The organism is Alterinioella nitratireducens (assembly GCF_013155465.1).
In the GTDB taxonomy this organism is placed as follows: domain Bacteria; phylum Pseudomonadota; class Alphaproteobacteria; order Rhodobacterales; family Rhodobacteraceae; genus Alterinioella; species Alterinioella nitratireducens.
Window position 1 is genome coordinate 135279 of the sequence record NZ_JABJVX010000007.1, and the last position, 23462, is coordinate 158740.

A 23462-nucleotide genomic window follows, 5' to 3' on the forward strand; every position below is an offset into this window, starting at 1 on the left:
CTACAAGTGACCAGCGGATCAGAAGGAGCAGTTTATGCGCCGAGTAGTTGTCACCGGATTGGGGATCGTCTCCTCGATCGGAAATAACGCCGAAGAGGTCGAGGCCAGCCTGCGGGCCGGGGCATCCGGTATCGAGGCCAGCCCGGAAATGGTCGAGCACGGCTTCCGCAGCCAGGTTGCGGGCACGCTCAAGATCGACCCCAAGGAGCATGTGGACAAGCGCGCCCTGCGCTTCATGGGGCCGGGCGCGGCCTATGCCCATATCGCCATGAGCCAGGCGATTGCCGATGCGGGGCTGTCGGATGATGACGTGGTGAATGTGCGCACGGGCCTCGTCGCGGGCTCGGGCGGGCCGTCGACCAGCGCCATGCTGTCGGCGCATCAGACGGTTCTGAAATCCGGGGCGACCAAGCGGATCGGACCGTTCGCGGTGCCGAAATGCATGTCCTCGACCATCAGCGCCAACCTTGCGACGGCGTTCAAGATCAAGGGCATCAACTACTCCATCACCTCGGCCTGCTCGACCAGCCTGCATTGCATCGGCAACGCGGCGGAACAGATCATGATGGGCAAGCAGGACGTGATGTTCGCGGGCGGCGGCGAGGAGTTGGACTGGACGCTGTCCTGCCTCTTCGACGCCATGGGCGCGATGTCGTCCAAGCGCAACGATGATCCGACCAGGGCCAGCCGCGCGTTTGACCAGGACCGCGACGGCTTCGTGATCTCGGGCGGCGGCGGCATCGTCGTGCTTGAGGATCTGGATCACGCCCTTGCCCGCGGCGCGACGATCTACGCGGAAGTGACCGGGTTCGCCGCCACCTCGGACGGGCATGACATGGTGGCACCGTCTGGCGAGGGTGGCGAACGGGCGATGCGGCTGGCGCTGCAAACCCTGCCGGAGGGGCGCCGCGTCAGCTATATCAACGCGCATGGCACCTCGACCCCGGTGGGGGACGTGGGCGAAGTGGAAGCCTGCCGCCGCGTCTTCGGCCAAGGCACCGTCCCGCCGATCAGCTCCACCAAGTCGATGACCGGCCACGCGCAGGGGGCCGCGGGCGCGCTTGAGGCGATCTTCTGCCTGCTCATGCTGAGGGGCGATTTCATCACCCCCTCGATCAATGTCGAGACGCTGGCCGAGGGCATCAACCCCGGCGAGGTTGCGACGGACCTTGTTGAAAGCGCGGGGCTGGACACGGTGATGACCAACAGCTTCGGCTTCGGCGGCACCAACGGCTCGATGCTGCTGTCGCGTTATAACGGATAGATTTCATGGCAAATTTGATGAACGGCAAACGCGGATTGGTCATGGGGGTCGCAAACGAGCGCTCCATCGCCTGGGGCATCGCCAAGGCGCTGCGGGCCGAGGGGGCGGAACTGGCTTTCTCCTTCCAGGGCGACAATTTCGGCAAACGGGTGCGGCCATTGGCCGAGCAACTGGATGTCAACCTGCTCTTGGATGTGGACGTGACCGACGATGACAGCCTGGATGCCTGTTTCAGCAAGATCGAGGAGGAATGGGGCCGGCTGGATTTCGTCGTCCATGCCATCGCCTATTCCGACAAGACCGAACTGGCGGGCCGCTTCATCAACACCACGCGCGAGAATTTCAAGAACTCGCTGACGATCTCGTGCTATTCGCTGATCGACGTGGCGCGGCGGGCCGAACCCCTGATGACCGAGGGCGGCACCATCCTGACGCTGACCTATATGGGGTCGAACCGGGTGACGCCGTTCTACAACGTGATGGGCGTGGCCAAGGCGGCGCTGGAAAGCTCGGTCCGCTACCTGGCCAACGATATGGGGCCGAACGGCATCCGCGTGAACGCGATCAGCCCTGGCCCGATGAAGACGCTGGCTGGCGCCGCGATCTCGGGCGCGCGACGCACCTTCAACACGGCGCGCGACAATGCGCCCTTGCGGGCCAACGCGACGCTGGAGGCCATTGGCGGCACGGCGGTCTACCTTGCCTCGGACATGGGCGCCTGCACGACCGGTGAGATCATCACCGTCGATGGCGGCTATCACGTGCTTGGCATGATGCAGCCGGAAAACCTGCAAGGGCCGGGGGCCGCGTAAGGGCAGCCCCCGCCCGAATTCCGGTCAGTCGACCGAGACGACCTTGACGGCAAAGGTCAGATCCTTGCCCGCGAGCGGGTGATTGGCGTCCAGAACGACCTCGCTCTCGGTCACTTCGGCCACCGTCACCGGCATGGCCTGCCCTTCGGGGGTCTGCAGCTGCAACTGGGTGCCGAGGTCGAGCGGAATGCCATCGGGCACCGAGGAGCGCGGCACGCGCTGCATCGCCTGCGGGTTCTTCTGGCCATAGGCGTCATCGGCGGGCACGGTGACGGTCTTCTCTTCACCTTCGGCCATACCGTCCAGCGCGGTTTCCAGACCCGGGATGATCTGGCCTTCACCCATCGTAAAGCTCAGCGGATCCCGCCCTTCGGAGCTGTCGAAGACCGACCCGTCGGCCAGCGTTCCGGTGTAGTGAATTGCGATCTTGTTTCCGGCGGATGCCTGGGACATGTAACTTTCCTTCATGTTTCGCGATTTGAAACCGCGCAACCTAAAGCCCATGCGCGTGATGTAAACCGGATTTCCCGAACCTCGCATCTTTCCGCTGACCTCTGCCTGTGCCAGTCTGCCGCCAAAGGGGGACCGCGCGATGACCATCACCACCTGCATTTTCGATGCTTACGGCACGCTCTTCGATGTCAGTGCCGCCGCCCGCGCAGTGGCCGAGGAGCCCGGCGCGGGCGCCTTCGCCGGGGTCTGGCAGGACGTCGCCGGCCATTGGCGCGCCAAGCAGTTGCAATACACCTGGATCCGGGCGCTGACCGGGCGGCACACGGATTTCTGGCAGGTCACGCAAGACGCGCTGGATTGGGCGTTGGACCGTTGCGACGTGGCCGATGCGGAACTGCGCGAGCGTCTGTTGGGGCTCTATTTCACGCTGGCCGCCTATCCGGAAGTGCCGGGGATGCTGGCCGAGTTGAAGGATGCGGGGCTGGCGACGGGGATCCTGTCGAACGGCTCGCCCGAGATGTTGCAGGGCGCGGTGGACAGCGCCCTCATCGGCGACATGCTGGACGCGGTGTTGAGCGTCGAAAGCGTCGGTATCTTCAAGCCGGATGCGCGGGTCTACGACCTTGTCGGGGCGTATTTCGGGTGCCGCCCGGACCAGGTGCTGTTCGTGTCCTCGAACGGGTGGGACGTGACCTCGGCCAGCGCCTACGGGTTCCGCACGCTCTGGGTCAACCGCGCCGGTGAGCCGGTGGACCGTCTGCCGGACCCGCCCGACAGGATCGCCTCGGACCTCACTGGCGTTGCCGGGTTGCTCGGGCGGTTTTCATGAGGAATGTCACGACCGCGGACGGGCTGACGCTGGCCTATGACGATCAGGGCGCGGGCGTGCCGCTGCTGTGCCTCGCGGGCCTTACCCGCAACATGGACGATTTCGAGCCGGTGCTGGAGGCGTTCGGAGATCGCGCGCGCATCATCCGGCTGGACAGTCGCGGGCGCGGGGCGTCGGATTTCGCCGAGGATGTGATGACCTATTCGGTCGTGCAGGAGGCCGCCGACGCGCTGGCGTTGGTGGATCACCTGGGGCTGGAGAAGGTGGCCATCCTCGGCACGTCGCGGGGCGGATTGCTGGCGATGACGCTGGCCTTTCAGCACAAGCATCGGCTGGCGGGCGTGCTGCTGAACGATATCGGGCCGGATATCGACGCGGACGGGCTGCGCTTCATCATGACCTATCTGGGTGAACCGCCGCCCTTTGACACGCTGCAAGATGCCATCGAGGGGTTGCCCGATCGCATGGCGCCCGCGTTCCGCAACGTCTCGCCCGAGGGGTGGGAGAGGTTCGCGCGGCGCTGCTGGTCGGTGGCGCCCGATGGCAGGCTCGGGTTGCGCTATGACCCGCGCCTGCGCGACGGGGTCGAGGCGCAGGCAGAGGGGTTGGAACCGCCGGACCTCTGGCCGCTTTTCGGGCTGTTGGAGGGGGTGCCGCTTGGCCTGATCCGGGGCGCAAATTCCGATCTGCTGACGCGCGAGACGGCGGGCAAGATGCAGGCGCTGCGCCCCGATATGGATTACACCGAAGTGCCCGACCGGGGCCATGTGCCGTTCCTGGACGAGCCCGAGAGCACTGCCGCCATCACGCGGTTCCTGGAGCAGTCCCGATGAGCGACATTACCTTGATCGAGGCCGCCGAAGCGCGCCTTCAAGGCCACGCGCGGCGCACGCCCATGCTGTCCTCGCCCTTCCTCGATGAGATCGCGGGGCGGCGGGTGCTGGTCAAGGCGGAGGCACTGCAACATAGCGGATCGTTCAAGTTTCGCGGCGGATGGGCGGCGGTCTCGGCGCTGCCGGAGGCGGCGCGCAAGGCCGGTGTGGTCGCCTTCTCCTCGGGCAATCACGCGCAGGGCGTGGCGATGGCCGCACGGGCGCATGGCGCACCTGCGGTGATCGTCATGCCGGAGGATTCGCCTGCGTCCAAGCTTGCAAATACGCGCGCACTCGGGGCCGAGGTCGTGACCTATGACCGCAACAATCCCGATCAGCGCGACGAGATCGCGGCGCAGATGGTGCAACAGCGGGGCCTGAGCCTGATCAAGCCCTTCGACAACCGCGAGGTCATCGCGGGGCAGGGCAGTTGCGGGTTGGAAATCGCGGAGCAGGCGGCAGAGGCGGGTGTGGACCGGGCCGATGTGCTGGTCTGTTGCGGCGGTGGCGGGCTGACCTCGGGCATTGCCCTGGCGCTTGAGGCGCGCGCGCCGGGGCTGCGGGCAAGGCCGGTGGAGCCGGAAGGGTTCGACGATGTGGCGCGGTCTCTGCAATCGGGCCGGATCGAGGAGAATGTGCGCAAATCCGGTTCGCTTTGCGATGCGATCATCACGCCCAAACCCGGCGAGATCACCTTCCCCATCATGCACCGCCTCTGCGGCCCCGGCCTTGTGGTCAGCGAAGAAGATTGCCAGCGGGCGATGGCGCTGGCCTTTTCACGGCTTAAGCTGGTGCTGGAACCGGGCGGGGCGACGGCGCTGGCGGCGGCGCTCTTCCAGCCCGACAGCGTCACCGGCCCGGCTGTCATCGCCGTGGCCACGGGCGGCAACGTCGATGCGGGGCTTTTCGCGGACACCCTCAGACAGTTCGGAGACAGCGCATGAGTGACGTCACCATCGCCAGTTTCAACGTCAAGAACCTGATAGGGCCGGAACAGGAATATTACGAGTTCCAGAAATACACGGCCGAGGAATACGCCTGGAAACGCGACTGGCTGGCCGATCAGGTGCTGACCCTGGATGCTGATGTGATCGGGTTTCAGGAGGTGTTCGAGCCCGACGCACTTGAGGATGTGATGGAGGAGGCCGACCAGCGGGCCCGCGCGCTCAATGACGTGGCACAGCCCGCGCGCGGCGTCGGCTACGGGCGCAAGGCGATCTTCCGGCGGCTGAAGCTCGAAGGCTATGCCAACGCGGCCGTCGCCTTTGCGCCGAACCTCAATGATAGCGAACCGGGGCAGCGGCGGCCCGGTCTGGCGGTGGTCTCGCGCTTCGGCTTCGTGGGGGAGCCGGAGGTGATCCAGGACATAGACCCGCCGCTTGAAGTGCCCTTCTCCGCGCTTGGCGGCGAAACGGGCGCGGGCAGTTTCACGCTGAAACGGCTCTCGCGCCCCATCCTCAAGGTTCGGATCGCGATGGGCGGGCGCGTCGTGACGCTCTTCAACTGTCACCTGAAATCGAAACTGGGCGAATATGACCGCCCGCCGGGGGCGGACTTCGCGCCTGCCGCCGACCTGACGGATTACGACCCCGTGGGCCGCGCGCTTGGCAGTTTGCGGGCGGGGCTGCGCCGGATGGGCGAGGCCTTCGTGCTGCGCCGCCTCATCGTGGCGGAGTTGAAGGCGGGCAACCCGGTCATCGTATTGGGCGATTTCAACGACCATGAGAACGCGGTATCGTCCGAGATCATCGCGGGCGAGATCCCGTTCAAGAATTACGCCTGGATGCTGCGCCACGATGCACAACATGCGGGCGACCGGTATTCACGGGAAGAGGCCCGCCAGATCAGGGAGGACGTGGAGGCGATGCGGCTGCACTCCGCCGAAAGCCTCTTCGTGCAGAAATCCCTGCGCGACATGGTCTATACCGCCACATTCGGCGGCAAGTTCGAGAGCATCGACCGGATTTACCTGTCGCGGCATTTTCTGCCCGGCACACCCGACACGGTGGGAGAGATGACCTATTTCTCGGTCCTGAACGATCACCTGACCGATGGTTCACACCCCGAGGCGCCCTATAACAAGCTGGCCTCGGATCATGGGCAGATCATGGCGCATCTGCGCTTGCGCGACGGCGCGGCCTGAAGGCGAAGAGGGCCAGGCATCCGGCGATCAGCAGTGCTGCGAAGAGGAACGGCGCGCCCGGTGCATAGGGGCTGGCGTCCTCGCGGGAGAACCACCAGAAGATCTGGGTCATCACCAGGGGCGAGATGATGGTCGCGATTGCCTGGAGCGATCCCTGAACCCCTTGCAACTCGCCTTGCTGATCGGCGCTGGCGCGCTGGCTCATCAATCCTTGCAGGGCCGGTTCGGTCATGTCGGTCAGGGCCAGGAGGGGCAGAACGGCCCAAAGCATCCAGGCCTCGCGGATCAGGCCCAGGTAGATCAGCGTCACGATGGTCAGGCAGAGGCTGCCATAGATCACCCGCCGTTCGCCGAAGCGGTGAATGATCGGTCGGATCAGGAAGGCCTGGGTGATGAAAAGGCCGATGCCGTAGGCCGCCAGCGACAGGCCCACGAGGCCTGGATCGAAGCCGAACCGCGCCTGCGTCCAATAGGCCCAAACGGCGGGATAAACCCACGAGGCGACATGGTAGATCAGGATGACGAGGAGAAGCTGCCGCATCCCCGGCAGTTTCTCCATCGCCTTGAGGCCGCCAAGCGGATTGGCGCGGCGGATGTCGAAGGTGCGGCGGTGGCGCCGTGCCAGCGTCTCGCGCAGGACGACCCAACCGAGGCCGAAATTGAGCAGCGCCAGCAGGGCCGCGCCCCAGAACGGCGCGCGCGGGTCGAGATCGCCGAGCAGGCCGCCAAGGGCAGGCCCCGCGACGAAACCGATGCCGAACCCCGCCGCGATCAGGCCAAACTTGGCGGAGCGCTCGGGTCCGTCATAGATGTCGGCCACCATCGCGTAGATTGTCGTGTAGGTGGCCGAGGTGATGCCCGCGACGACCCGCGCCAGGATCAGCACCCAGATCGTCTGCGCCAGGGCCATCACCACGTAATCGGCGGCCAGCACAATGAGCGAGATCAGCAGGATCGGGCGCCGCCCGTACCGATCCGAGAGGTTGCCCAGGACGGGCGAGAACAGGAACTGCATCACGGCGAAGATCGCCGAGAGGATCCCGCCCCAGACCGCGGCCGAGGCGAGGCCCACCCCGCGCACCTCCTCGATCAGGTCGGGCATGACCGGGAAGATGATGCCGATCCCCATCGCGTCCAGCGTGATGGTTGCCAGGATGAAAACCAGCGTCGGGCGGTCAGCCATCCTTGCGCGCCCGCACGGCACGGGCGAAGGCGCGGGCCTCGTCGGGCGCTTGGCCAAGGGGGGCGGATTGGGTCAGGTCGAGGTCGGGATGGGCGCGGGCCAGAAGGTCTTGCAGGGGGGTGCCGGTTTCCTGTGCCTGCCGGCACAACGCCTTGACCTCGGCCTGCGCATCGGGGCGCGGGATATGGGCGGCAAGGGCAAAGCTGAGCGCCTCGGCATGGATGAGGCCAAGCGGATCGGAGAGGTTTTCGGCCATCCGCTCCAACTGCGGCTCCAGCGTTTCGATCAGATCGGCGGCGGTGGTCAGCGCCTTGGCCGTGCCCATGACCATCGCGGGCAGGCTCAGCCATTCGGTGAACCACGCCGCCCCGTCGCGTTGCTGCCGATGGAGGGCGGCCCCTTGCATCGCGCCATTCAGCGCGATGACATGACGCGCCAGCGCCACCAGCACGGACGCCCCCACCGGGTTCTGTTTCTGCGGCATGGTCGAAGAGGCCCCTGCCGCGCCGAACCGCACCTCGCCACTGTCGGTCTGCGAGAGGAGCAGCAGGTCGTCGCCCAGTTTGCCAAGGCTGCCCGCCACCAGCGTCAGCCAGCCCGCCAGTTCCGTGACGCTATCGCGGGTGCTGTGCCATGAATGGCCCGGATCGCAGAGGCCAAGCGCCTCGGCCATCGCCTTGCGCAATCCGGGCGCGTCGGGGCCAAGCGCGCTGCTGGTCCCTGCCGCGCCGGAAAGCGAGACCTGCAACAGGCGGGGCCGCAATGCCGCCAGCCGGTCCAGATGCGCCAGGTGCGGCCAGCCCCAGGACGAGACGACCGCGCCGAAGCTGGTGGGGGTGGCGCTTTGGCCATAGGTGCGGGCGGTGATGGGCGTGTCGGCTTGGGTCTCGGCCATCGCCGCCAGAGCATCCAGCAACCGGGTCTGCGTGGTCTCCATCAGGCTCAACGCCTGGCGCAGGCGCAGCGCCAGCCCGGTGTCGATGATGTCCTGAGACGTCGCCCCCCAATGCAGGTATTGCGCGTGCTCAGGCGCGTCCATCGCGGCGCGGAAGGCAGCGACCAGCGCGGGCACCGGCACGCCGTTCTGTCCCGTCGCGCCGGCAAGGCCCGAGGGGTCGATCTGCACCTCCATCGCGGCGCGGTGGATCGCCTCGGCGCTGTCCTGCGGGATCAGCCCCAAGGCACCTTGCGCCTTGGCCAACGCGCCTTCGACCAGCATCATGGCGCGGATCTCGGCGCTGTCGGTGAAGAGCCGGGCACTATCGGTGTCGGCGAAGAGGTCGCGGTAGAGCGCGCTGTCGAAGGGGCTGACGCTCATGATCCGCCCCCGTGACCGATGGAGGTCAGGAAATCGGACAAGAGCGCGGCATAGGCTTGCGGTTGTTCCGCACAGGGCAAATGCCCCGCGCCGCGCATCAGCTCGAACCGCGCGCCTGGGATAAGGTCGGCCAGGTCGCGCACCAGGTCGGGCGGCGTCGCGCCATCCTCGGAGCCTGCGATGACCATGGCGGGCAGGCGCAGACCGCTGGTCGGCGTGATGAAATCGGCCCCCGCGATGGCGGCGCAAACCCCGGCATAGCCCTCTGCGGGCGTGGTTTCGACCATGCGTTGCCAGGGCGGCATCGCGGCCCCCTCGCGGAACTTGCGGGAAAACCAGCGCTCCATGATCGCGTCCGACATCGCGGCAAGGCCCTGCGCGTGAACCATCGCGATTCTCTCCTGCCACATCTCGCGGGTGCCGATCTTGACGCCGGTATTGGACAGCACCACGGCCCGGATCATGTCCAGCCGCTTGGCCGCCAGCCCCTGCGCGATCATGCCGCCGACAGAGAGGCCGACCAGAACCGCCTCGCGCACCTCAAGCGCGTCCAGCAGCCCTTCGAGGTCCGACACCATCGCCCCCATGGCGTAGGGTGCGGGCGGGCAGGCGCTGAGGCCATGGCCGCGCATGTCGTAGCGGATCAGTTTCAGGCCCGCGGGCAAATGTGCCACCACATCGTCCCAGAGCCGCAGATCGGTGCCGAGCGAGTTGGAGAAGACCACCGGGGCGCCATCCGGGTCGCCATCAATCCGGTAGTGGAGATCGGTGCCATTGACGGGAAGGCTCAACATGGGTCGGGTCCGGCGTTTGGATGCGATGCGTACCTTTTGCGGGCTTTGGCCCCAGGGCGCAACTGTCGCGTGCCTGGAAGGGGTTGCACCAGGGCGCACGCATCCGCATGGTCATCGCGACACCGGGCAAGGGAGCCACCGCCGATGACCAAAGTGAAAGCCGCCGTCTGCCATGCGTTCGGGCAGGATCTGCGCATCGAGGAGATCACCCTTCGGCCGCCCGATCTGGCCGAGGTCGAGGTGCGGCTGGAGGCGGTCGCGATCTGCCATTCCGACATATCCTACATGGACGGCGCCTGGGGCGGCGACCTGCCTGCCGTCTACGGGCATGAGGCGGCGGGGCGGATCACCGCCGTGGGGGCAGGGGTGACAGGATATCGGGTCGGGCAGAAGGTTCTGGTGACGCTGATCAAATCCTGCGGCACCTGCGGGCCTTGCGCGGGCGGCGCGCCGGTCTATTGCGACGGAACGCCCGCGGCGGAGGGGGCGATTACGCTCGCGGATGGTTCCACGGCGCTGAAGGCGATGAATTGCGGGGCCTTCGCCGAGGCCGTGGTGGTGCATCAGAGCCAGCTGGCCCCCTTGCCCGACGACATGCCCTCGGACGTGGCCAGCCTCCTGGCCTGCGGTGTCATCACCGGCATTGGCGCGGTGGTGAACACGGGACGGGTGCGGCCCGGTCAGAACGTGGTGGTGATCGGCGCGGGCGGCGTCGGCCTCAACACCATCCAGGGCGCGCGCATCGCGGGCGCGGCGCGGATCATCGCGATGGATATGTCAGAGGACAAGCTGGAGGACGCGTGCGCCTTCGGGGCGACCGACGCGCTGCTGGCGACCGGCGACAAGCCCTGGGAGGCGGTGGCCAGGATCACCGGCGGCAGGATGGCCGATGCCGTCTTTGTCACTGTCGGCGCGATCCCGGCCTATGACCAGGCGCTGCGCCTTCTGGGCAAGGGCGGCATGGCCTATGCGGTCGGGATGCCCCATTCCGGTGCCAAGGCCGAGTATGAACCGGTGATCATCGCCGCCGTCGGGCAGGGCATGAAAGGCAGCAAGATGGGCGACACCGTGCTGGCGCGGGACATTCCCTGGATGGTCGATATGTACGGGCAGGGCCGGCTGAAGCTGGATGAGCTGATCTCGGGTCGCTGGCGGCTGGACCAGATCAACGAGGCAATTGCCGACACCAAGACCGGCCATGCCCGTCGCAATGTGATCGTGCTGTCATGAGGCTGGCGGCGCTGGAGATCTTCACCGTTGCCCCGCCTGATCCCGGCATGGGCGGGCGCTACTGGATATTTCCCAGGCTGACCACGGCCTGCGGGATCGTGGGTTACGGCGAATGCTATGCCTCCACGGTCGGACCTGTCGCAATGCGGGCCGTGATCGAGGATGTGTTCGCGCGCTATTTCGAAGGCGAGAACCCCGAGAATGTGGAGCGGATGTTCCGCCGCACCTATTCCAGCGGCTTTACGCAGCGCCCCGATCCGACCGTGATGGGTGCGTTTTCGGGGCTGGAGATCGCCTGTTGGGATATCCTGGGCAAGGCGCGGGACCGCCCGGTCTGGGCGCTGATGGGCGGACGGATGAATGAGCGTGTGCGCGCCTATACCTATCTCTACCCGTTGGCGCATCACGACTCGGCGGATTTCTGGATTTCGCCCGAGATGGCGGCAGAGGCGGCTGCGGCCAAGGTCGAGGAAGGCTGGACCGCGCTCAAATTCGACCCGGCCGGCCCCTATACGATGCGCGGCGGGCAAATGCCGGCGATGTCGGACGTCACCCGTTCCGTCGCTTTCTGCAAGGCGATCCGCGAGGCCGTGGGCGACCGGGCCGACCTGCTTTTCGGCACGCATGGGCAATTCACGCCCGGTGGTGCAATCCGCCTGGGACAGGCGTTGGAGCCCTATTCGCCGCTCTGGTTCGAGGAGCCGACGCCGCCCGACAATCACGCCGCCATGGCCGAGGTCGCGCGGGCGGTGAGGATCCCGGTGGCCACCGGCGAGCGGCTGACCACCAAGGCGGAGTTCACGCAGGTGCTGCGCGCGGGCGCGGCGACGATCCTGCAACCGGCGCTTGGCCGTGCGGGGGGCCTCTGGGAGGGCAAGAAGATCGCGACCTTGGCCGAGGGGTTCGGCGCGCAGATCGCGCCGCATCTTTATGCCGGACCGGTGGAATGGGCGGCCAATATCCATCTGGGCGTGACCTGCCCCAACCTGCTGCTGGTCGAGACGATCGAGACGGAGTTTCATGCAGCCCTGATCGGGGCGACGATCAAGGTCGAGGAGGGGTTCATCGCCGCGCCATCGGGGCCGGGGCTTGGGATCGCCTTCAACGAGGATCTGGCGCGGGCCCATCCCTGCGACAGGGCGGGGCTGCATCTGGAAATGCAAGATGACCCATGTGACTGGCAGAACGGCAACGCCTTTGCGGGCGGCTCGCCGGAATAGCGGGCGGGCGGCCCGTCGACGGGCCGCACACGCGCTCGGTCGACCGAGCGCATCCCCCGGTCGTTAGCCTAGCGCTCCTGCTCGTGGGCGTAGCGAAGCCGGGCGATTTCCTCGTTGCGCTCGATCTTCTTTTCCTGCGTCAGCGCCTCTTCGACGAAGCCCAGATGCAGCTCGATCGCAGCGCGCGCCGCATCGGGGTCGCGCGCCTGGATCGCGTCGTTGATGGCGCGGTGATGCTCCAGCAGGATGTCGCGGGTGTTGCGGTGGCGGAACATGGCGGCGCGGTTGAAGAACACGCCCTCCTTCAGCAGATCGAACATCGACCGCATCATGTGCAGCATGATCACGTTATGGCTGGCCTCGATGATGGCAAGGTGGAACTGCGCGTCCAACTCGGCCTCATCCGCGGGATTGCGCTTGGAATGGGCGGCTTCCATCTTGGTGAACAGCGTGTCGATCACCTTGAGGTCGGTCTTGGTTGCCGACAGCGCCGCGCGCGCGGCGGCGATCCCCTCCATGTCGCGGCGGAAATCGAGATAGTCGAACACGGCTTCCTCATGCGCGCTGAACAGCTTGATGAGGGCGGGGGAAAAGGCGCTGCCCAGAACCTCGGCCACGTAGATCCCCGCGCCTGCGCGCGCCGTCAGCAGGCCGCGATCCTGGAGATCCGAGACCGCCTCGCGCAGCGACGGGCGCGACACGCCGAGCCGTTCGGACAGTTCGCGTTCGGACGGCAGACGTTCGCCGGGGCGCAGGATGCCGCGCAGGATCAGCTCCTCGATCTGGTGAACGACGGATTGCGACAGCTTTTCGGATTCGATGCGCTGGAACGGCATGGAGGCACCCCCTGATTGGTCAGGTTAGATGACCACATCAGGGGGTGTCCAGAAAAAGCCGCCCAGGTCAGGCGTTTGGACGGATGAAAATCTCGACCCGGCGGTTCTGCGCGCGGCCCTCGGGCGTGAGGTTGGTGGCCACCGGCTGATCTTCGCCGCGTCCGATGCTTCGCACGCGCGAGGGGGCGACGCCCTGTTCCAGCAAGATGCCCGCAACGGCCGAGGCGCGGCGCGCCGACAGGTCCTGGTTGTATTCCGCCGACCCCGTATTGTCGGTATGGCCCACGACCTCGACCGTGCTGTCGCGGTATTCCTGGAGGTTGCGCGCCAGCGCCCGGATGTCGGCCTGAAGATCGGCCCGCACGGCGGCGCTGTCGGTGGCGAAGAGGATGCCCTCGGGCATGGTCACCAGCAGGTAATCGCCCCGGTTGTCGATCTGGATCCGGTTATTCGCCATCGAGGCGCGCAGATCGGCGGCCTGCTGGTCCAGCGAATAGCCGATCGCGCCGCCGACAGCCGCCCCCGCCGCCGCGCCGAGCACCGCGTTGCGGCCCCGGTTGTCGTTATCCGAGGCGGCGCCGAGGAACCCGCCGAGGATGCCGCCGATGATGGCCCCGTCGCGGGTGCGGTTCTGGTTGGGGTCGGTATTGTAGGCCGGTTCGCAGGCGGCCAGCCCGAATGCGGCGATGGTGCCGAGCGCGATCATGCGGAAGGAGGTATTCATGGTGCTGCCTTTCCCAAAAAGAGGGGCCCGACTGATGCGGGCCTTGTTCGGCGGGACTATATCAGCCCTTACGGGTTACGGCAGGGGAAAACCATCGACAGGCGAATTATTGCCCGCCTGCCGATGAGACAAAAATCGGGCGGCGGGGTCAGCAGCTGGTGAACTCGACCGCCAGCGGGTTGAAGACGATGGCCCGGATCGACGTATCGCCATGCGGGTTGCTGTCGTCCGATATATCGTCGCCCATCGTGTCTCCGATCAGCCGGACCATCTGGACCGGGCCGGTCGAATCGGCGTTAACGGTCATCATCAGCGCCCCGTCCTCGGACCCCAGGCAAGTCCCCGCGCAGGTCGGGCGGGACAACACAACGGTGCCCCAGACCGGGCGATCAATGCGCGAGACGAAGCGGGCACCGTCCGACGGCTGCCAACGCCAGACCTCGAAGGTTTCTTCTGTGCGTGTGAATGATCCGTCGCCTCCCGTTTCGCGAGCCGAAAACTCGACATGAGCGAAAATCGCGCGTCCGCCGCGCCCGACTTCAAGTGTGACGCCGATATACATGTTGGGACCGTTGCCGCCGAACTCGCGGTCACCGGTGATGACGGCGGTGGGTACGATGGGCGTTGTGATCGAGGTGAGGTGCAAAATGCCTGTTTCCTGCGCCGATGCCGGTGACAGGCTGGCGAGAACGATGGCGGAGGCGGAAAGAAGGGCAAGGGGTTTCATAGGAAGAATCTCCACGGAATGTGCTGAGTTGAAGTATCAGGTAGCAATATTCGTGGGTCGAATTGACGTAGGGGAAGGTTCAAAACCCGGTCGCCCTCGACCGCCTTACGCGCTGCGGCGCATGTCCTCCTCGGCGCTTTCCCAGGCCAGCATGGCGCGTTTCACCGGCAGGCCCCAGTGGTAGCCGCCAAGCCCGCCCGACTTGCGCAGTGCGCGGTGGCAGGGGATCAGCCAGGAAATCGGGTTGCGCCCGACGGCGGTGCCAACTGCGCGCACGGCCTTTGGGTTTCCGATGGCCTCGGCAATCTCGGAATAGGTGGTGACATGGCCCGTGGGGATGCGCAGCAGGGCCTCCCACACCTTGATCTGGAAGGGGGCTCCGATGAGGTAGAGCCGCGCTTCGCCGGGTGTCGCGCCGAAGGCCGCATCGACCCAGGGCTTCAGCGCGTCGGGGTCTTCGCTGAACCGCGCCTCGGGCCAGCGGGATTGCAGGTCGGCCATGGTGGCCTCTTCCCCGGTTTCGGCGGCAAAGCCGATGCCACAGATGCCCTTGTCGGTCCCCATCACGATGGCGGGGCCGAAGGGGCTGTCGAAAAGGCCCCAGGCGATCTCCAGCCCCGCGCCGCCGGCGGCAAACTCTCCGGGGCTCATCGCCTCCCATTTCACGAACAGGTCATGCAACCGGCCCGAGCCGGACAGGCCGACCTCATCCGCCGTCGCCAGCGTGGTGAAGCGGTCGCGCAGCAGGGTGCGGGCGTGGTCCAGCGACAGGTATTGCTGGTAGCGCTTGGGGCTGACACCGACCCATCGCGAGAACACCCGTTGCAGATGCGCGGGGCTCATGTCGAGGGCGCGGGCCAGGGCCTCCAGCGAGGGGCCGGGGGCGGGGGCCGCGTCGATGATATCCAGCGCGCGGCGGATGACGTTGTAATGGTAGGCGGTCTCGGGCGTGTCGGTCATGGCGGGCATCTCCTTGCCCGCAAATCTAGGCGCGCGGACCTTGCCACGCGACCCGAAACTTGCGCCTTATGCGGGTCATGACGGTGAGCGCATGGATGGATCGGGATGAAGGGGCGGGCGGCGACGGCCCCGAGGGAGCGCTTTTCCCGTGGTGGAGCTTCACCAAGACCGTGATGAGCATCTGTGCGCTGCGGCTGGCCGAGGCGGGTGCGCTCGACCTCGAGGAACCCTTGCCAGGACGTCCCTATTCGATCCTGCATCTGATGGCGCATCGGGCGGGGGTGCGGGATTATGGAGGGCTGGAGAGCTATCGCAAGGCAGTTGCGTCCGGCGAGGCTTCGTGGCCGGTCGCCAGACTGCTGGATGAGGCTGGCGCGGATACCCCCCTTTGGCCGCCCGGTTACGGGTTCGCCTATTCCAACATCGGCTATCTGGAGTTGCGCGACGTGCTGGAACGCGCCGCCGGGTGCGATATGGGCCGGATGGTCGCGCGGCTGATCACAGGGCCGCTTGGGCTGACCTCGGTGTCGCTGGCCACGACGCCACAGGAATTCGAGCGCATCCACTGGGACAGCGCGGGCGGCTATCACCCCGGATGGGTCTATCACGGCTGCCTGATGGGCAGTGCGGGCGATGCCGCGCGGGTGCTGCACACGGTCATGACGGGCGGGCTGATCTCGGAGCAGTCACTAAAGAAGATGCAGACATCCCATTTCACAGGCGGCGCAATTCCCGGCAGGCCGTGGTCGGCAATCGGCTATGGCCTCGGCCTTATGCAGGGTGTGGTGGAAGGGCTCGGGCCTGCCCTGGGCCATAGCGGCTGCGGGCCGTTCTGCGCCAATGCGGTCTATCATTTCCCCAATACCGGCGTGACGGTGGCCAGCTTTACCGATGGCGGGGATGAGGCCCCGGCGGAATGGGAGGCTACGCGGATCGCCCGCGAAATCGCCGCTTCGCGTTGATCTTCCGGCGGGCTCGCTCTACTCCTGCCTCTGACCCGACCCCCGGAGCCCTCGCGATCATGTCCAAGCCGCTTCCCTATGCCACGATCCACGAAATCTTCACCCGCTTCCGCGAGGCCGAGCCGGAGCCCAAGGGCGAATTGCACCACACCAATGCCTTCACGCTGGTCGTGGCCGTGGCCCTCAGCGCGCAGGCGACCGATGCTGGCGTCAACAAGGCGACGGCGAAGCTGTTCGAGATCGCCGACACGCCGCAGAAGATGCTGGATCTGGGCGAAGATCGGCTGATCGAGCATATCAAGACCATCGGGCTTTACCGCAACAAGGCCAGGAACGTCATCAAGCTGAGCCGGATCCTGGTCGAGGACTATGGCGGCGAGGTGCCGTCCTCCCGCGCGGCGCTGCAATCCCTGCCGGGTGTGGGGCGCAAGACCGCCAATGTCGTGCTGAACATGTGGTGGGGCATGCCCGCGCAGGCGGTCGATACGCATATCTTCCGGGTCGGCAACCGCACCGGCATCTGCCCCGGCAAGACCGTCGACGCGGTGGAACGCGCCATCGAGGACCGGATCCCGGCGGAGTTCCAGCTTCACGCCCATCACTGGCTGATCCTGCATGGCCGCTACAAGTGCAAGGCCCGCAAGCCCGGCTGTCCGACCTGCCTGATAAACGATCTCTGTGCCTTCGAGGAAAAGACCATATGACCAAGACCTATGATGTTGTCGGGATCGGCAACGCGATCGTCGACGTGATCTCGCACGGGACCGACGATTTCCTGGAGAACATGGGGATCACCAAGGGCATCATGCAACTGGTGGAGCGTGAACGCGCCGAGCTGCTCTATGCCGCGATGAGCGACCGGACCCAGGCACCGGGCGGGTCAGTCGGCAACACGCTGGCGGGGATCGGTTCACTCGGCCTCGTGACGGCCTTCGTGGGCCGGGTGCGCGACGATACGCTTGGCCGGTTCTACGCCGAGAAGATGCAAGACGAGGGCACCGATTTCCCCAACCCGCCGGTGGCGAGCGGGGAAAACCTGCCGACCTCGCGCTCGATGATCTTCGTCAGCCCCGATGGCGAGCGGTCGATGAACACCTATCTGGGCGAGGGGGCCGAGTTTTCCGGCGCCGATGTGGATGCGTCGGTGATGGAAAACGCCCGCATCCTGTTCCTGGAGGGCTATCTCTACGACAAGGACAAGGGCAAGGAGGCCTTCGCCGCTGCCGCAGCCGCCTGCCGCAGCGCGGGCGGGCAGGCGGGGATCACGCTCTCCGATCCGTTCTGCGTCGACCGCCACCGCGCCGATTTTCGCAAGCTGATCGAAGACGAGATGGATTTCGTGATCGGCAACGAGGATGAATGGCTGTCGCTCTACCAGACCGCTGACCTGACCGCCGCACTGGATGCGGCGGCGGATGTTTGTCCCATCGTGGTCTGCACCCGGTCGGGGCAAGCCGTGATCATCCGGCAGGCCGGTGTCACGGTCGAGGTGCCGGTAACGGAGGTCACGCCGGTGGACGCGACCGGTGCGGGCGACCAGTTCGCCGCCGGGTTCCTCTACGGGCTGGCGACGGGGCGCGACATGGAGGCATGCGGGCGCATGGGGGTTGCCGCCGCCGCCGAGGTGATCGGCCATATCGGCCCGCGCCCGAAACGGGCGTTGAAGGCGATCTTCGCGGAACAGGGTTTGATTTGATGGCGTTCAGGCTCCTGGCTAACGTCAGCCTCCTTTACGCGAGAACCGATGCAACGGCGTCGAGGTCATCCGACTGAAGTTTGGGTGCCAGCCAATCGAACACACGCTTCTGTTCGTCTCGCGTAAGCTCTGCCGGAACAGCGTTGTCCCAGGGGGTGAGACAGCCATCGACCGCCAGGGACGGAAACTGATTTACGTCCTCGGTGTAAATCTTCAGCGCCTGTTGCGCATATTCTGGCGGCAGGAACCGGTAGTCCCGGGACTCGATTTCCATTGGTGGCTTCGTGTGCCTTGCCATCTTGAGACCGGCACGGGAGACCCGAAAAATCACGTCAGTGGGCAGCTCGGTCTGCTGCAAATGCCAAAGCAGTATGGTCAGCGCGACCGGACGTGACTGGTTCAATCGCTCTTGCGGCGCGGCGTTGGCCAAGATCTCTTGGTGCGGCAGGTCAAGAGCTTTCAGGAAATCGGGAATGACGCCGTCTCCGATGCGGAATGCAGAATAGGGCCGCACGATGAATTCCGCCTGTGGCAACATTCTGCAATATGCCTCGGCAACGAATCGCACCCCCCGCGCCTCCATTTCGCGGACATGAGGTGTGTTCTGGATCATCGGGATTTTCTGTCCATGATGCACGGTCGATCTTGGTTGCAGCCTGCCCCAAATGAACTGTCGGTATAGGCTCTCGTTCCAATCATCGAGACGCCGGGCATAGACCAGGATGCGAACCGGATCTTGCCCAACCAGGTCTTTCAGGACGTTGGCATCAATGCGCTCAATGTTGTTGTAAAGCATCTCATGGGACAGAAGTATCTGCTTGGTATCGGGATCGGATTTCGCATCAGCGAGGATCTTCATCAGGATTCGATGCGCTTCACTGGGAGGGAAGTCGAACCAATGCTGCATCATTGGCGTCAGGGCATGGACCAGAAGATGGTGGTGCGGGGAAACCGCGAGCGCGGGATGATCCTCACCGGTAGGATAGAATAGCCCGTATTGCTGCAACAGTTTGTGATTCGATTTGAGGAACCCCTGTACCGAGCTTGAGCCGGTTTTAGGTGCGCCGATGTGCAACGTAATCTGTGTGCTGGTCACGTGGGATGCTCCGGGTGCGATATTGCGGGTGTCAGTCTGAGGAAATTACCTCGAAATCATGGGTAATCTCTGCCGTCTTGGCGATCATCGCCGAGGCCGAGCAGTATTTCTCGACCGAAAGCTGGATCGCCCGTTCCACCTTGGCCGGGCTGACGCCGCGCCCCTTGACGATGAAACGCATATGGACACGGGTGAAGACGGCGGGCGTCCCCTCGGCACGCTCCGCATCCAGTTCGACGATCACATCCTCGACCGGCTCGCGCCCCTTTTCCAGGATCGAGACCACGTCATAGGCCGAACAGCCCCCGGTGCCGATCAGGACCAGCTCCATCGGGCTGGGGCCGGGGGTGGTGCCGTCCTCTTCCTTGGTGCCGAAGACGAAATTGTGGCCGGTGCCGGAATGGCCGATGAAGGTCCGCTTGCCGGTCCAGTTCACGCGCGCTTTCATGGGGGTCTCCTGTTGATGTTTCCCCGTGTCTTACTGCGATGTCAGGCTGGGAAACAGAGGGTCAATCGCCGAGCTTGGCGTGCACCTCGTCCAGGTCGATCTCGCCTATGGGCATCTTGTTGCCCGGATTCTCGAAATCGTATCTGAACAGCTGGAAGTCGCGCTTGTAGATCTCGTAGACCAAATGCATCGACAGGTCGTCGAAATAGTCCTCCACCGGGTGCAGGCGCTTGGGCCCGTGACCTTCGGATTCGTTGAAGCGCGGAATCTCCTCCAGCTTCACCTCGTGCTTGTTCTCGATCGAATCGAGCACGCCCTGCATCCCCTCGTTGAACTTCTCGGTCCAGAAGATGCGGTCATAGCGGCCGCCATTGACGATGAAGGTGGAGACATGGCCCGACATGGCCGACCAGTGGATATCCGGGTCCATCGGGCGGCGCCAGCGGATGGTGTCGCGGGCAAACAGCAGGAAGCGGCGGAAGCTGGCGATCTGGTCAAACTCGCCCTTGCCATCCTCGCCGCCGACCTCGATGCCGTATTTCTGGATCAAGAGCGGCACCAAATTGCCGCGGTAGCGCTTGCCGTTGCGCTGGATGCCGCAGATCTTGTCGAAAAAGCTGGAGAGAATCCGCGTGTAGGGGTTGCGTACGCAGGTGAAGGCAAAGCTCTTGTGGCCGCGCACATTGGCCTCGATCAGGGGTTGCGAGCCTTCCAGCGCCCATTTGTGCAGCCCCTTCTTGGCGTCATGGATGTCGCCGTCGAAGAATTCGCCCGAATCGGCGTAATACATGATCTGCCCGATGGTCGAGCAGGCGCATTTGGGCACCACGCGATAGACCACACTCTCGCTCTCGGTCATCCAGGTTCCGGGAAAACCCATACTCGTCTGTCTCCACTATTTTTGTCTGTTCTGCGGATTGATCGGGAATCGGCAAACATCTAGGCTGTCTTTAACTGGTATTAGGCCTTATTGGCACAACAATAAGGAAAGATTGAGGCTTGTTGTTTCGCGCATGGCAAAGATTGCCTTCATATTGTTGTGCCACAAGGACCCGGAGGCGATCATCCTCCAGGCCCGCCGCCTGACCGCGACCGGCGATTACATCTCGATCCATTTTGACGCCCGCGCCGGGAATGACAAGTTCAACCAGATCACCGCGGCGCTGGCCGACAACCCGTCGGTCACTTTTGCGCGCAAGCGTGTCAAGTGCGGATGGGGGGAATGGAGCCTGGTGCAGGCCACGCTCGGCGCGGTCGAGGCAGCGGTTGCGGCCTTTCCGGATGCGACGCATTTCTACATGCTCTCGGGCGACTGCAACTCGATCAAGTCGGCGGCCTATGCGCATGATTTCCTGGATGCCAACGACAAGGACTATATCGAAAGCTTCGATTTCTTCGCCTCGGACTGGATCAAGACGGGGATGCGCGGCGAACGGCTGGTCTACCGGCATTTCGTCAATGAGCGCAAGCACAAGCGGCTGTTCTACGCGCTGATGAACCTGCAAAAGCGCCTGGGGCTGGAACGGGCCATCCCCGAGGACATGCAGATCATGATCGGCAGCCAATGGTGGTGCCTGCGGCGCAGCACCATCGAGAAGATCCTGGCGTTCTGCCAGGACCGCCCCGATGTGCTGCGGTTCTTCCGCACCACCTGGATCCCGGATGAGACCTTCTTTCAGACGCTGGTCAATCACCTGGTCGCGCTGCGCGAGATCGAAAGCCGCACGCTGACCTTCCTGATGTTCACCGATTACGGGATGCCGGTGACGCTCTACAACGATCATTACGACCTGCTGCTGAGCCAGGATTTCCTCTTCGCGCGCAAGATCTCCCCGGAATCGGCGGAGCTGAAGGAGCGGCTTGGCCAGCTATGGGCCTCGGACCGCCGGGAATTCGCGATCTCGGGCGAGGGGCGGACGCTCTACAAGTTTCTCGCCGGGCGCGGCCGGATCGGGCGCCGCTTCGCGCCCCGGTTCTGGGAAAGCGAAAGCACCCTGGGGCAGGAGCGGGAGCTTCTGATGGTCGTGTGCAAGAAATGGCATGTCGCCAAGCGCCTGCTGGAAACCGCCAAGCGGGTGACGCGGACGCGGGGGCTGGAATACATGTTCGACGAGGCGTCGTGCGAGATCCCCCACCTGGGCGGGCTGGAACGCACGCTTGAGAAACGCAACCGTCACCGGCGCGCGGTGATGCGGCTTCTGTTCGACTTCTACGGGGTCGACCGGCTGATCATCTGCCTCGACCCCAACAATGTCGACCTGATGCGCGATTTCATGAACGACCAGTCCAGCGCACGCATCCTGGAAATCCAGTGCACCTTCACCGATGACTACCTGATCGGCCATGCGCAGCGCGTCGGACTGGCCCATGACGGCACACCAGACGGGGTGGTCGAACACCTGTTGCCGACCCTGCGCCATGAGTTCGACTATGAGGCGACCCGCATCCGCGAGGCCGGGTTCTCCAACCATTGGCGCGTGCGCGAGGACCGTGAGCCCGGCGAAAACGCCGTCGCCATCGCCGAGTTCTTCGGCTGCGACATGGACGCCGCGCGCGAGATCGCCGAAACCCCGCATCTGTATTCCGACTGAGGAGGCACCGATATGGCCTATGCCTATGACGACCAGAACATCTTTGCGAAAATCCTGCGCGGCGAGATCCCCAATGACACCGTGCTTGAGACTGAGCACAGCCTCGCCTTCAAGGATATCTCGCCCTCCGCGCCGCATCATGTGCTGGTGATCCCCAAGGGGGCCTATGTGACATACGATCACTTCGCGGCAGAGGCCAGCGAGGCCGAGATTGTCGATTACACCCGCGCCGTGGGCCAGGTCTGCGCGCAGCTTGGGGTGGACCCCGGCGCGGGCGGGGGCGGCTACCGGATGATCTCGAACGCCGGGGACCATGGCGTGTAGGAGGTGCCGCATCTGCATGTGCATATCCTGGCGGGACGCAATATCGGGCGGATGATCGAGAAACAGGGCTGATCGCGCGGGCTCCTCGGGGGATTTGCCTTTGCGGGCAATCCCCCTCCTCGCCCTTGCCGGGGGCGGGACAATTTGTAATATCGGGCGCAGGAAACGCCGCCCCACGCACCGCAAAGGAAGCCCCCGGATGAGTATCGACGCCCCCGAAACGGAAGTTGTCAACGCCTGGCGCGTGTCGTGCGACGGCGGCGAAGGCGCGCTTGGCCATCCCCGCGTCTGGCTGTCGCTGGACCGGGAGACGGGCGAGGTCGAATGCGGCTATTGCGACAAGAAGTTCATCCACGAAAGCTTCCTGAAGAATGCTGAGAGCGCCTGAGTCGGTCGTGCTGGTCACCGCCTGACGGTCGCGCCCTCTACGTGGCAGCTCTCGGAGCCTCAGCAGAAGGAACTGCAACATGTCGATGCCTGCCACCCGGACTGCTCCGTTTGCCAACTGGGCCATGTTGCTGGGCGCTGCCGCGCTGGTGCTGACCCTTGTCCACCTGTTTGCCGGTCCATTCGCCCCGGTTGATTCCGCGGGCGTGACACTTGGCGAACTGGCCGCCGAGATTCAGCAATCGGGCCTTCGCGCATTGCGAGGTGAGCCGCAACCCGAGGCGCAGCCACGTCCCTGGGACATTGACCGCATCCTTGCATTGGCGACGGCGGCAATAGGGGCCGTGGCCATCGTGCTGGCCGTCATCGGGTTCGTTCAGCACGAACCGCGGCGCGCGGTGATCGGCGGTTTCGGCCTGGGTGCGACGGCCCTCGCCTTTCAGCTCATTGCCTGGTTGGCGTTCGCGATCCTCGGAACCATGATCGTCATCGCGTTGGTCCAGTCTCTCGACCTTGATTTCGGCTGAGCCGATCGGCGCGCAGCGGCTGGACTTCGGGCCAAACGGTTGTCATGAACGAGGCTGGACAGGGCG

At 65.1% G+C, this 23462-nt stretch carries 25 protein-coding genes and 1 pseudogene; 15 read left to right on the forward strand and 11 right to left on the reverse strand.

Translation table 11 applies throughout. From position 1 onward, the window contains the following. The first annotated feature begins 34 nt into the window (after positions 1 to 34). Both HNS34_RS13105 and HNS34_RS13110 read left to right on the forward strand, forming a co-directional pair. Positions 35 to 1264, forward strand: a complete 1230-nt coding sequence (locus HNS34_RS13105) for a beta-ketoacyl synthase N-terminal-like domain-containing protein (RefSeq protein ID WP_172320521.1) — start codon at positions 35 to 37, stop codon at positions 1262 to 1264. Positions 1265 to 1269: 5 nt separating this feature from the next. Beyond that, complete coding sequence (locus HNS34_RS13110; RefSeq protein WP_172320522.1) at positions 1270 to 2076, forward strand: enoyl-ACP reductase FabI; 807 nt, start codon at positions 1270 to 1272, stop codon at positions 2074 to 2076. A gap of 24 nt (positions 2077 to 2100) precedes the next feature. Here the strand turns inward: HNS34_RS13110 and HNS34_RS13115 are convergent, their stop codons facing one another. Beyond that, positions 2101 to 2529 carry an FKBP-type peptidyl-prolyl cis-trans isomerase gene (locus tag HNS34_RS13115; RefSeq protein WP_172320523.1) on the reverse strand — a complete coding sequence of 143 codons (429 nt, stop codon included), beginning with the start codon at positions 2527 to 2529 and terminating at the stop codon, positions 2101 to 2103. Positions 2530 to 2668: 139 nt separating this feature from the next. Here HNS34_RS13115 and HNS34_RS13120 point away from each other — a divergent pair, with 139 nt between their 5' ends. The 4 genes from HNS34_RS13120 to HNS34_RS13135 are packed head-to-tail and all read left to right on the forward strand — an operon-like array spanning position 2669 to position 6373. Next, a complete protein-coding gene (locus HNS34_RS13120; RefSeq protein ID WP_172320524.1) occupies positions 2669 to 3358 on the forward strand; it encodes a haloacid dehalogenase type II in 690 nt (229 codons plus the stop codon). Then, on the forward strand, positions 3355 to 4191 hold the full coding sequence (locus tag HNS34_RS13125; RefSeq protein WP_172320525.1) for an alpha/beta fold hydrolase: 837 nt from the start codon (positions 3355 to 3357) through the stop codon (positions 4189 to 4191). The genes HNS34_RS13120 and HNS34_RS13125 overlap by 4 nt, the downstream gene beginning before the upstream one ends. Further along, the gene (locus HNS34_RS13130) at positions 4188 to 5174 is read left to right on the forward strand and encodes a threonine ammonia-lyase (protein ID WP_172320526.1); all 987 of its coding nucleotides are present in this window, start codon (positions 4188 to 4190) and stop codon (positions 5172 to 5174) included. The genes HNS34_RS13125 and HNS34_RS13130 overlap by 4 nt, the downstream gene beginning before the upstream one ends. After that, positions 5171 to 6373 (forward strand): endonuclease/exonuclease/phosphatase family protein, encoded by a 1203-nt coding sequence (locus HNS34_RS13135; protein WP_172320527.1) that lies wholly within the window; start codon positions 5171 to 5173, stop codon positions 6371 to 6373. The genes HNS34_RS13130 and HNS34_RS13135 overlap by 4 nt, the downstream gene beginning before the upstream one ends. Here HNS34_RS13135 and HNS34_RS13140 read toward each other — a convergent pair. Genes HNS34_RS13140 through pcaD form a run of 3 tightly spaced genes read right to left on the reverse strand, consistent with a single transcriptional unit; the run spans position 6336 to position 9668 of the window. Further along, entirely contained in the window at positions 6336 to 7556 is a 1221-nt protein-coding gene (locus tag HNS34_RS13140; RefSeq protein ID WP_235952724.1) for a TCR/Tet family MFS transporter, read from the reverse strand. The genes HNS34_RS13135 and HNS34_RS13140 overlap by 38 nt on opposite strands. Further along, positions 7549 to 8874, reverse strand: coding sequence for a class-II fumarase/aspartase family protein (locus HNS34_RS13145; protein WP_172320529.1), 1326 nt, complete (start codon positions 8872 to 8874; stop codon positions 7549 to 7551). Before HNS34_RS13145 ends, HNS34_RS13140 begins: the two co-directional genes overlap by 8 nt. Further along, positions 8871 to 9668, reverse strand: coding sequence for a 3-oxoadipate enol-lactonase (gene pcaD / locus HNS34_RS13150; RefSeq protein WP_172320530.1), 798 nt, complete (start codon positions 9666 to 9668; stop codon positions 8871 to 8873). The genes HNS34_RS13145 and pcaD overlap by 4 nt, the downstream gene beginning before the upstream one ends. 144 nt (positions 9669 to 9812) lie before the next feature. Between pcaD and HNS34_RS13155 the strand changes: the two genes are divergently transcribed. Together HNS34_RS13155 and HNS34_RS13160 are read left to right on the forward strand one after the other, a co-directional pair. Continuing rightward, positions 9813 to 10898, forward strand: coding sequence for a Zn-dependent alcohol dehydrogenase (locus HNS34_RS13155; RefSeq protein ID WP_172320531.1), 1086 nt, complete (start codon positions 9813 to 9815; stop codon positions 10896 to 10898). Then, positions 10895 to 12118 (forward strand): mandelate racemase/muconate lactonizing enzyme family protein, encoded by a 1224-nt coding sequence (locus HNS34_RS13160; protein WP_172320532.1) that lies wholly within the window; start codon positions 10895 to 10897, stop codon positions 12116 to 12118. Before HNS34_RS13155 ends, HNS34_RS13160 begins: the two co-directional genes overlap by 4 nt. A gap of 68 nt (positions 12119 to 12186) precedes the next feature. Here the strand turns inward: HNS34_RS13160 and HNS34_RS13165 are convergent, their stop codons facing one another. The 4 genes from HNS34_RS13165 to HNS34_RS13180 all read right to left on the reverse strand — a co-directional run bounded on the left by HNS34_RS13165 (position 12187) and on the right by HNS34_RS13180 (position 15374). Beyond that, the gene (locus HNS34_RS13165) at positions 12187 to 12954 is read right to left on the reverse strand and encodes an FCD domain-containing protein (protein ID WP_172320533.1); all 768 of its coding nucleotides are present in this window, start codon (positions 12952 to 12954) and stop codon (positions 12187 to 12189) included. Between the two features lie 67 nt (positions 12955 to 13021). Further along, the gene (locus HNS34_RS13170) at positions 13022 to 13678 is read right to left on the reverse strand and encodes a YiaD family glycine zipper/OmpA-like lipoprotein (RefSeq protein ID WP_172320534.1); all 657 of its coding nucleotides are present in this window, start codon (positions 13676 to 13678) and stop codon (positions 13022 to 13024) included. 148 nt (positions 13679 to 13826) lie between these two features. Next, on the reverse strand, positions 13827 to 14405 hold the full coding sequence (locus HNS34_RS13175) for a hypothetical protein (protein ID WP_172320535.1): 579 nt from the start codon (positions 14403 to 14405) through the stop codon (positions 13827 to 13829). Between the two features lie 105 nt (positions 14406 to 14510). Further along, positions 14511 to 15374, reverse strand: a complete 864-nt coding sequence (locus tag HNS34_RS13180) for a methylated-DNA--[protein]-cysteine S-methyltransferase (RefSeq protein ID WP_172320536.1) — start codon at positions 15372 to 15374, stop codon at positions 14511 to 14513. Positions 15375 to 15442: 68 nt separating this feature from the next. On the opposite strand from HNS34_RS13180, the gene HNS34_RS13185 reads away from it, so the two are divergent. From HNS34_RS13185 to HNS34_RS13195, 3 genes are read left to right on the forward strand one after another with little or no spacing between them, the layout of a single operon-like run. Beyond that, positions 15443 to 16327: a serine hydrolase domain-containing protein gene (locus tag HNS34_RS13185; RefSeq protein ID WP_172320537.1), complete on the forward strand. Its 885-nt coding sequence runs from the start codon at positions 15443 to 15445 to the stop codon at positions 16325 to 16327. A 59-nt stretch (positions 16328 to 16386) separates the two neighbouring features. Beyond that, complete coding sequence (gene nth, locus HNS34_RS13190; protein ID WP_172320538.1) at positions 16387 to 17031, forward strand: endonuclease III; 645 nt, start codon at positions 16387 to 16389, stop codon at positions 17029 to 17031. Beyond that, positions 17028 to 18023: an adenosine kinase gene (locus HNS34_RS13195; RefSeq protein WP_172320539.1), complete on the forward strand. Its 996-nt coding sequence runs from the start codon at positions 17028 to 17030 to the stop codon at positions 18021 to 18023. Before nth ends, HNS34_RS13195 begins: the two co-directional genes overlap by 4 nt. A 34-nt stretch (positions 18024 to 18057) precedes the next feature. On the opposite strand, the gene HNS34_RS13200 is transcribed toward HNS34_RS13195, so the two are convergent. From HNS34_RS13200 to HNS34_RS13210, 3 genes are all read right to left on the reverse strand, one after another. Beyond that, entirely contained in the window at positions 18058 to 19119 is a 1062-nt protein-coding gene (locus tag HNS34_RS13200) for a hypothetical protein (protein WP_172320540.1), read from the reverse strand. 31 nt (positions 19120 to 19150) lie between these two features. After that, positions 19151 to 19567 (reverse strand): OsmC family protein, encoded by a 417-nt coding sequence (locus tag HNS34_RS13205; protein ID WP_172320541.1) that lies wholly within the window; start codon positions 19565 to 19567, stop codon positions 19151 to 19153. Between the two features lie 61 nt (positions 19568 to 19628). Continuing rightward, on the reverse strand, positions 19629 to 20447 hold the full coding sequence (locus HNS34_RS13210) for a sulfotransferase family protein (protein WP_172320542.1): 819 nt from the start codon (positions 20445 to 20447) through the stop codon (positions 19629 to 19631). Positions 20448 to 20580: 133 nt separating this feature from the next. On the opposite strand from HNS34_RS13210, the gene HNS34_RS13215 reads away from it, so the two are divergent. The 4 genes and pseudogenes from HNS34_RS13215 (at position 20581) to HNS34_RS13230 (ending at position 23396) form a co-directional block, all read left to right on the forward strand. Then, entirely contained in the window at positions 20581 to 22158 is a 1578-nt protein-coding gene (locus tag HNS34_RS13215) for a DUF5928 domain-containing protein (protein WP_172320543.1), read from the forward strand. 12 nt (positions 22159 to 22170) lie between these two features. Continuing rightward, positions 22171 to 22554 (forward strand): annotated as a pseudogene (locus tag HNS34_RS13220) (HIT domain-containing protein). A gap of 127 nt (positions 22555 to 22681) precedes the next feature. Further along, positions 22682 to 22870, forward strand: coding sequence for a zinc-finger domain-containing protein (locus tag HNS34_RS13225; RefSeq protein ID WP_172320545.1), 189 nt, complete (start codon positions 22682 to 22684; stop codon positions 22868 to 22870). A gap of 79 nt (positions 22871 to 22949) precedes the next feature. Next, positions 22950 to 23396 (forward strand): hypothetical protein, encoded by a 447-nt coding sequence (locus HNS34_RS13230; protein ID WP_172320546.1) that lies wholly within the window; start codon positions 22950 to 22952, stop codon positions 23394 to 23396. Positions 23397 to 23462: the final 66 nt, after the last annotated feature.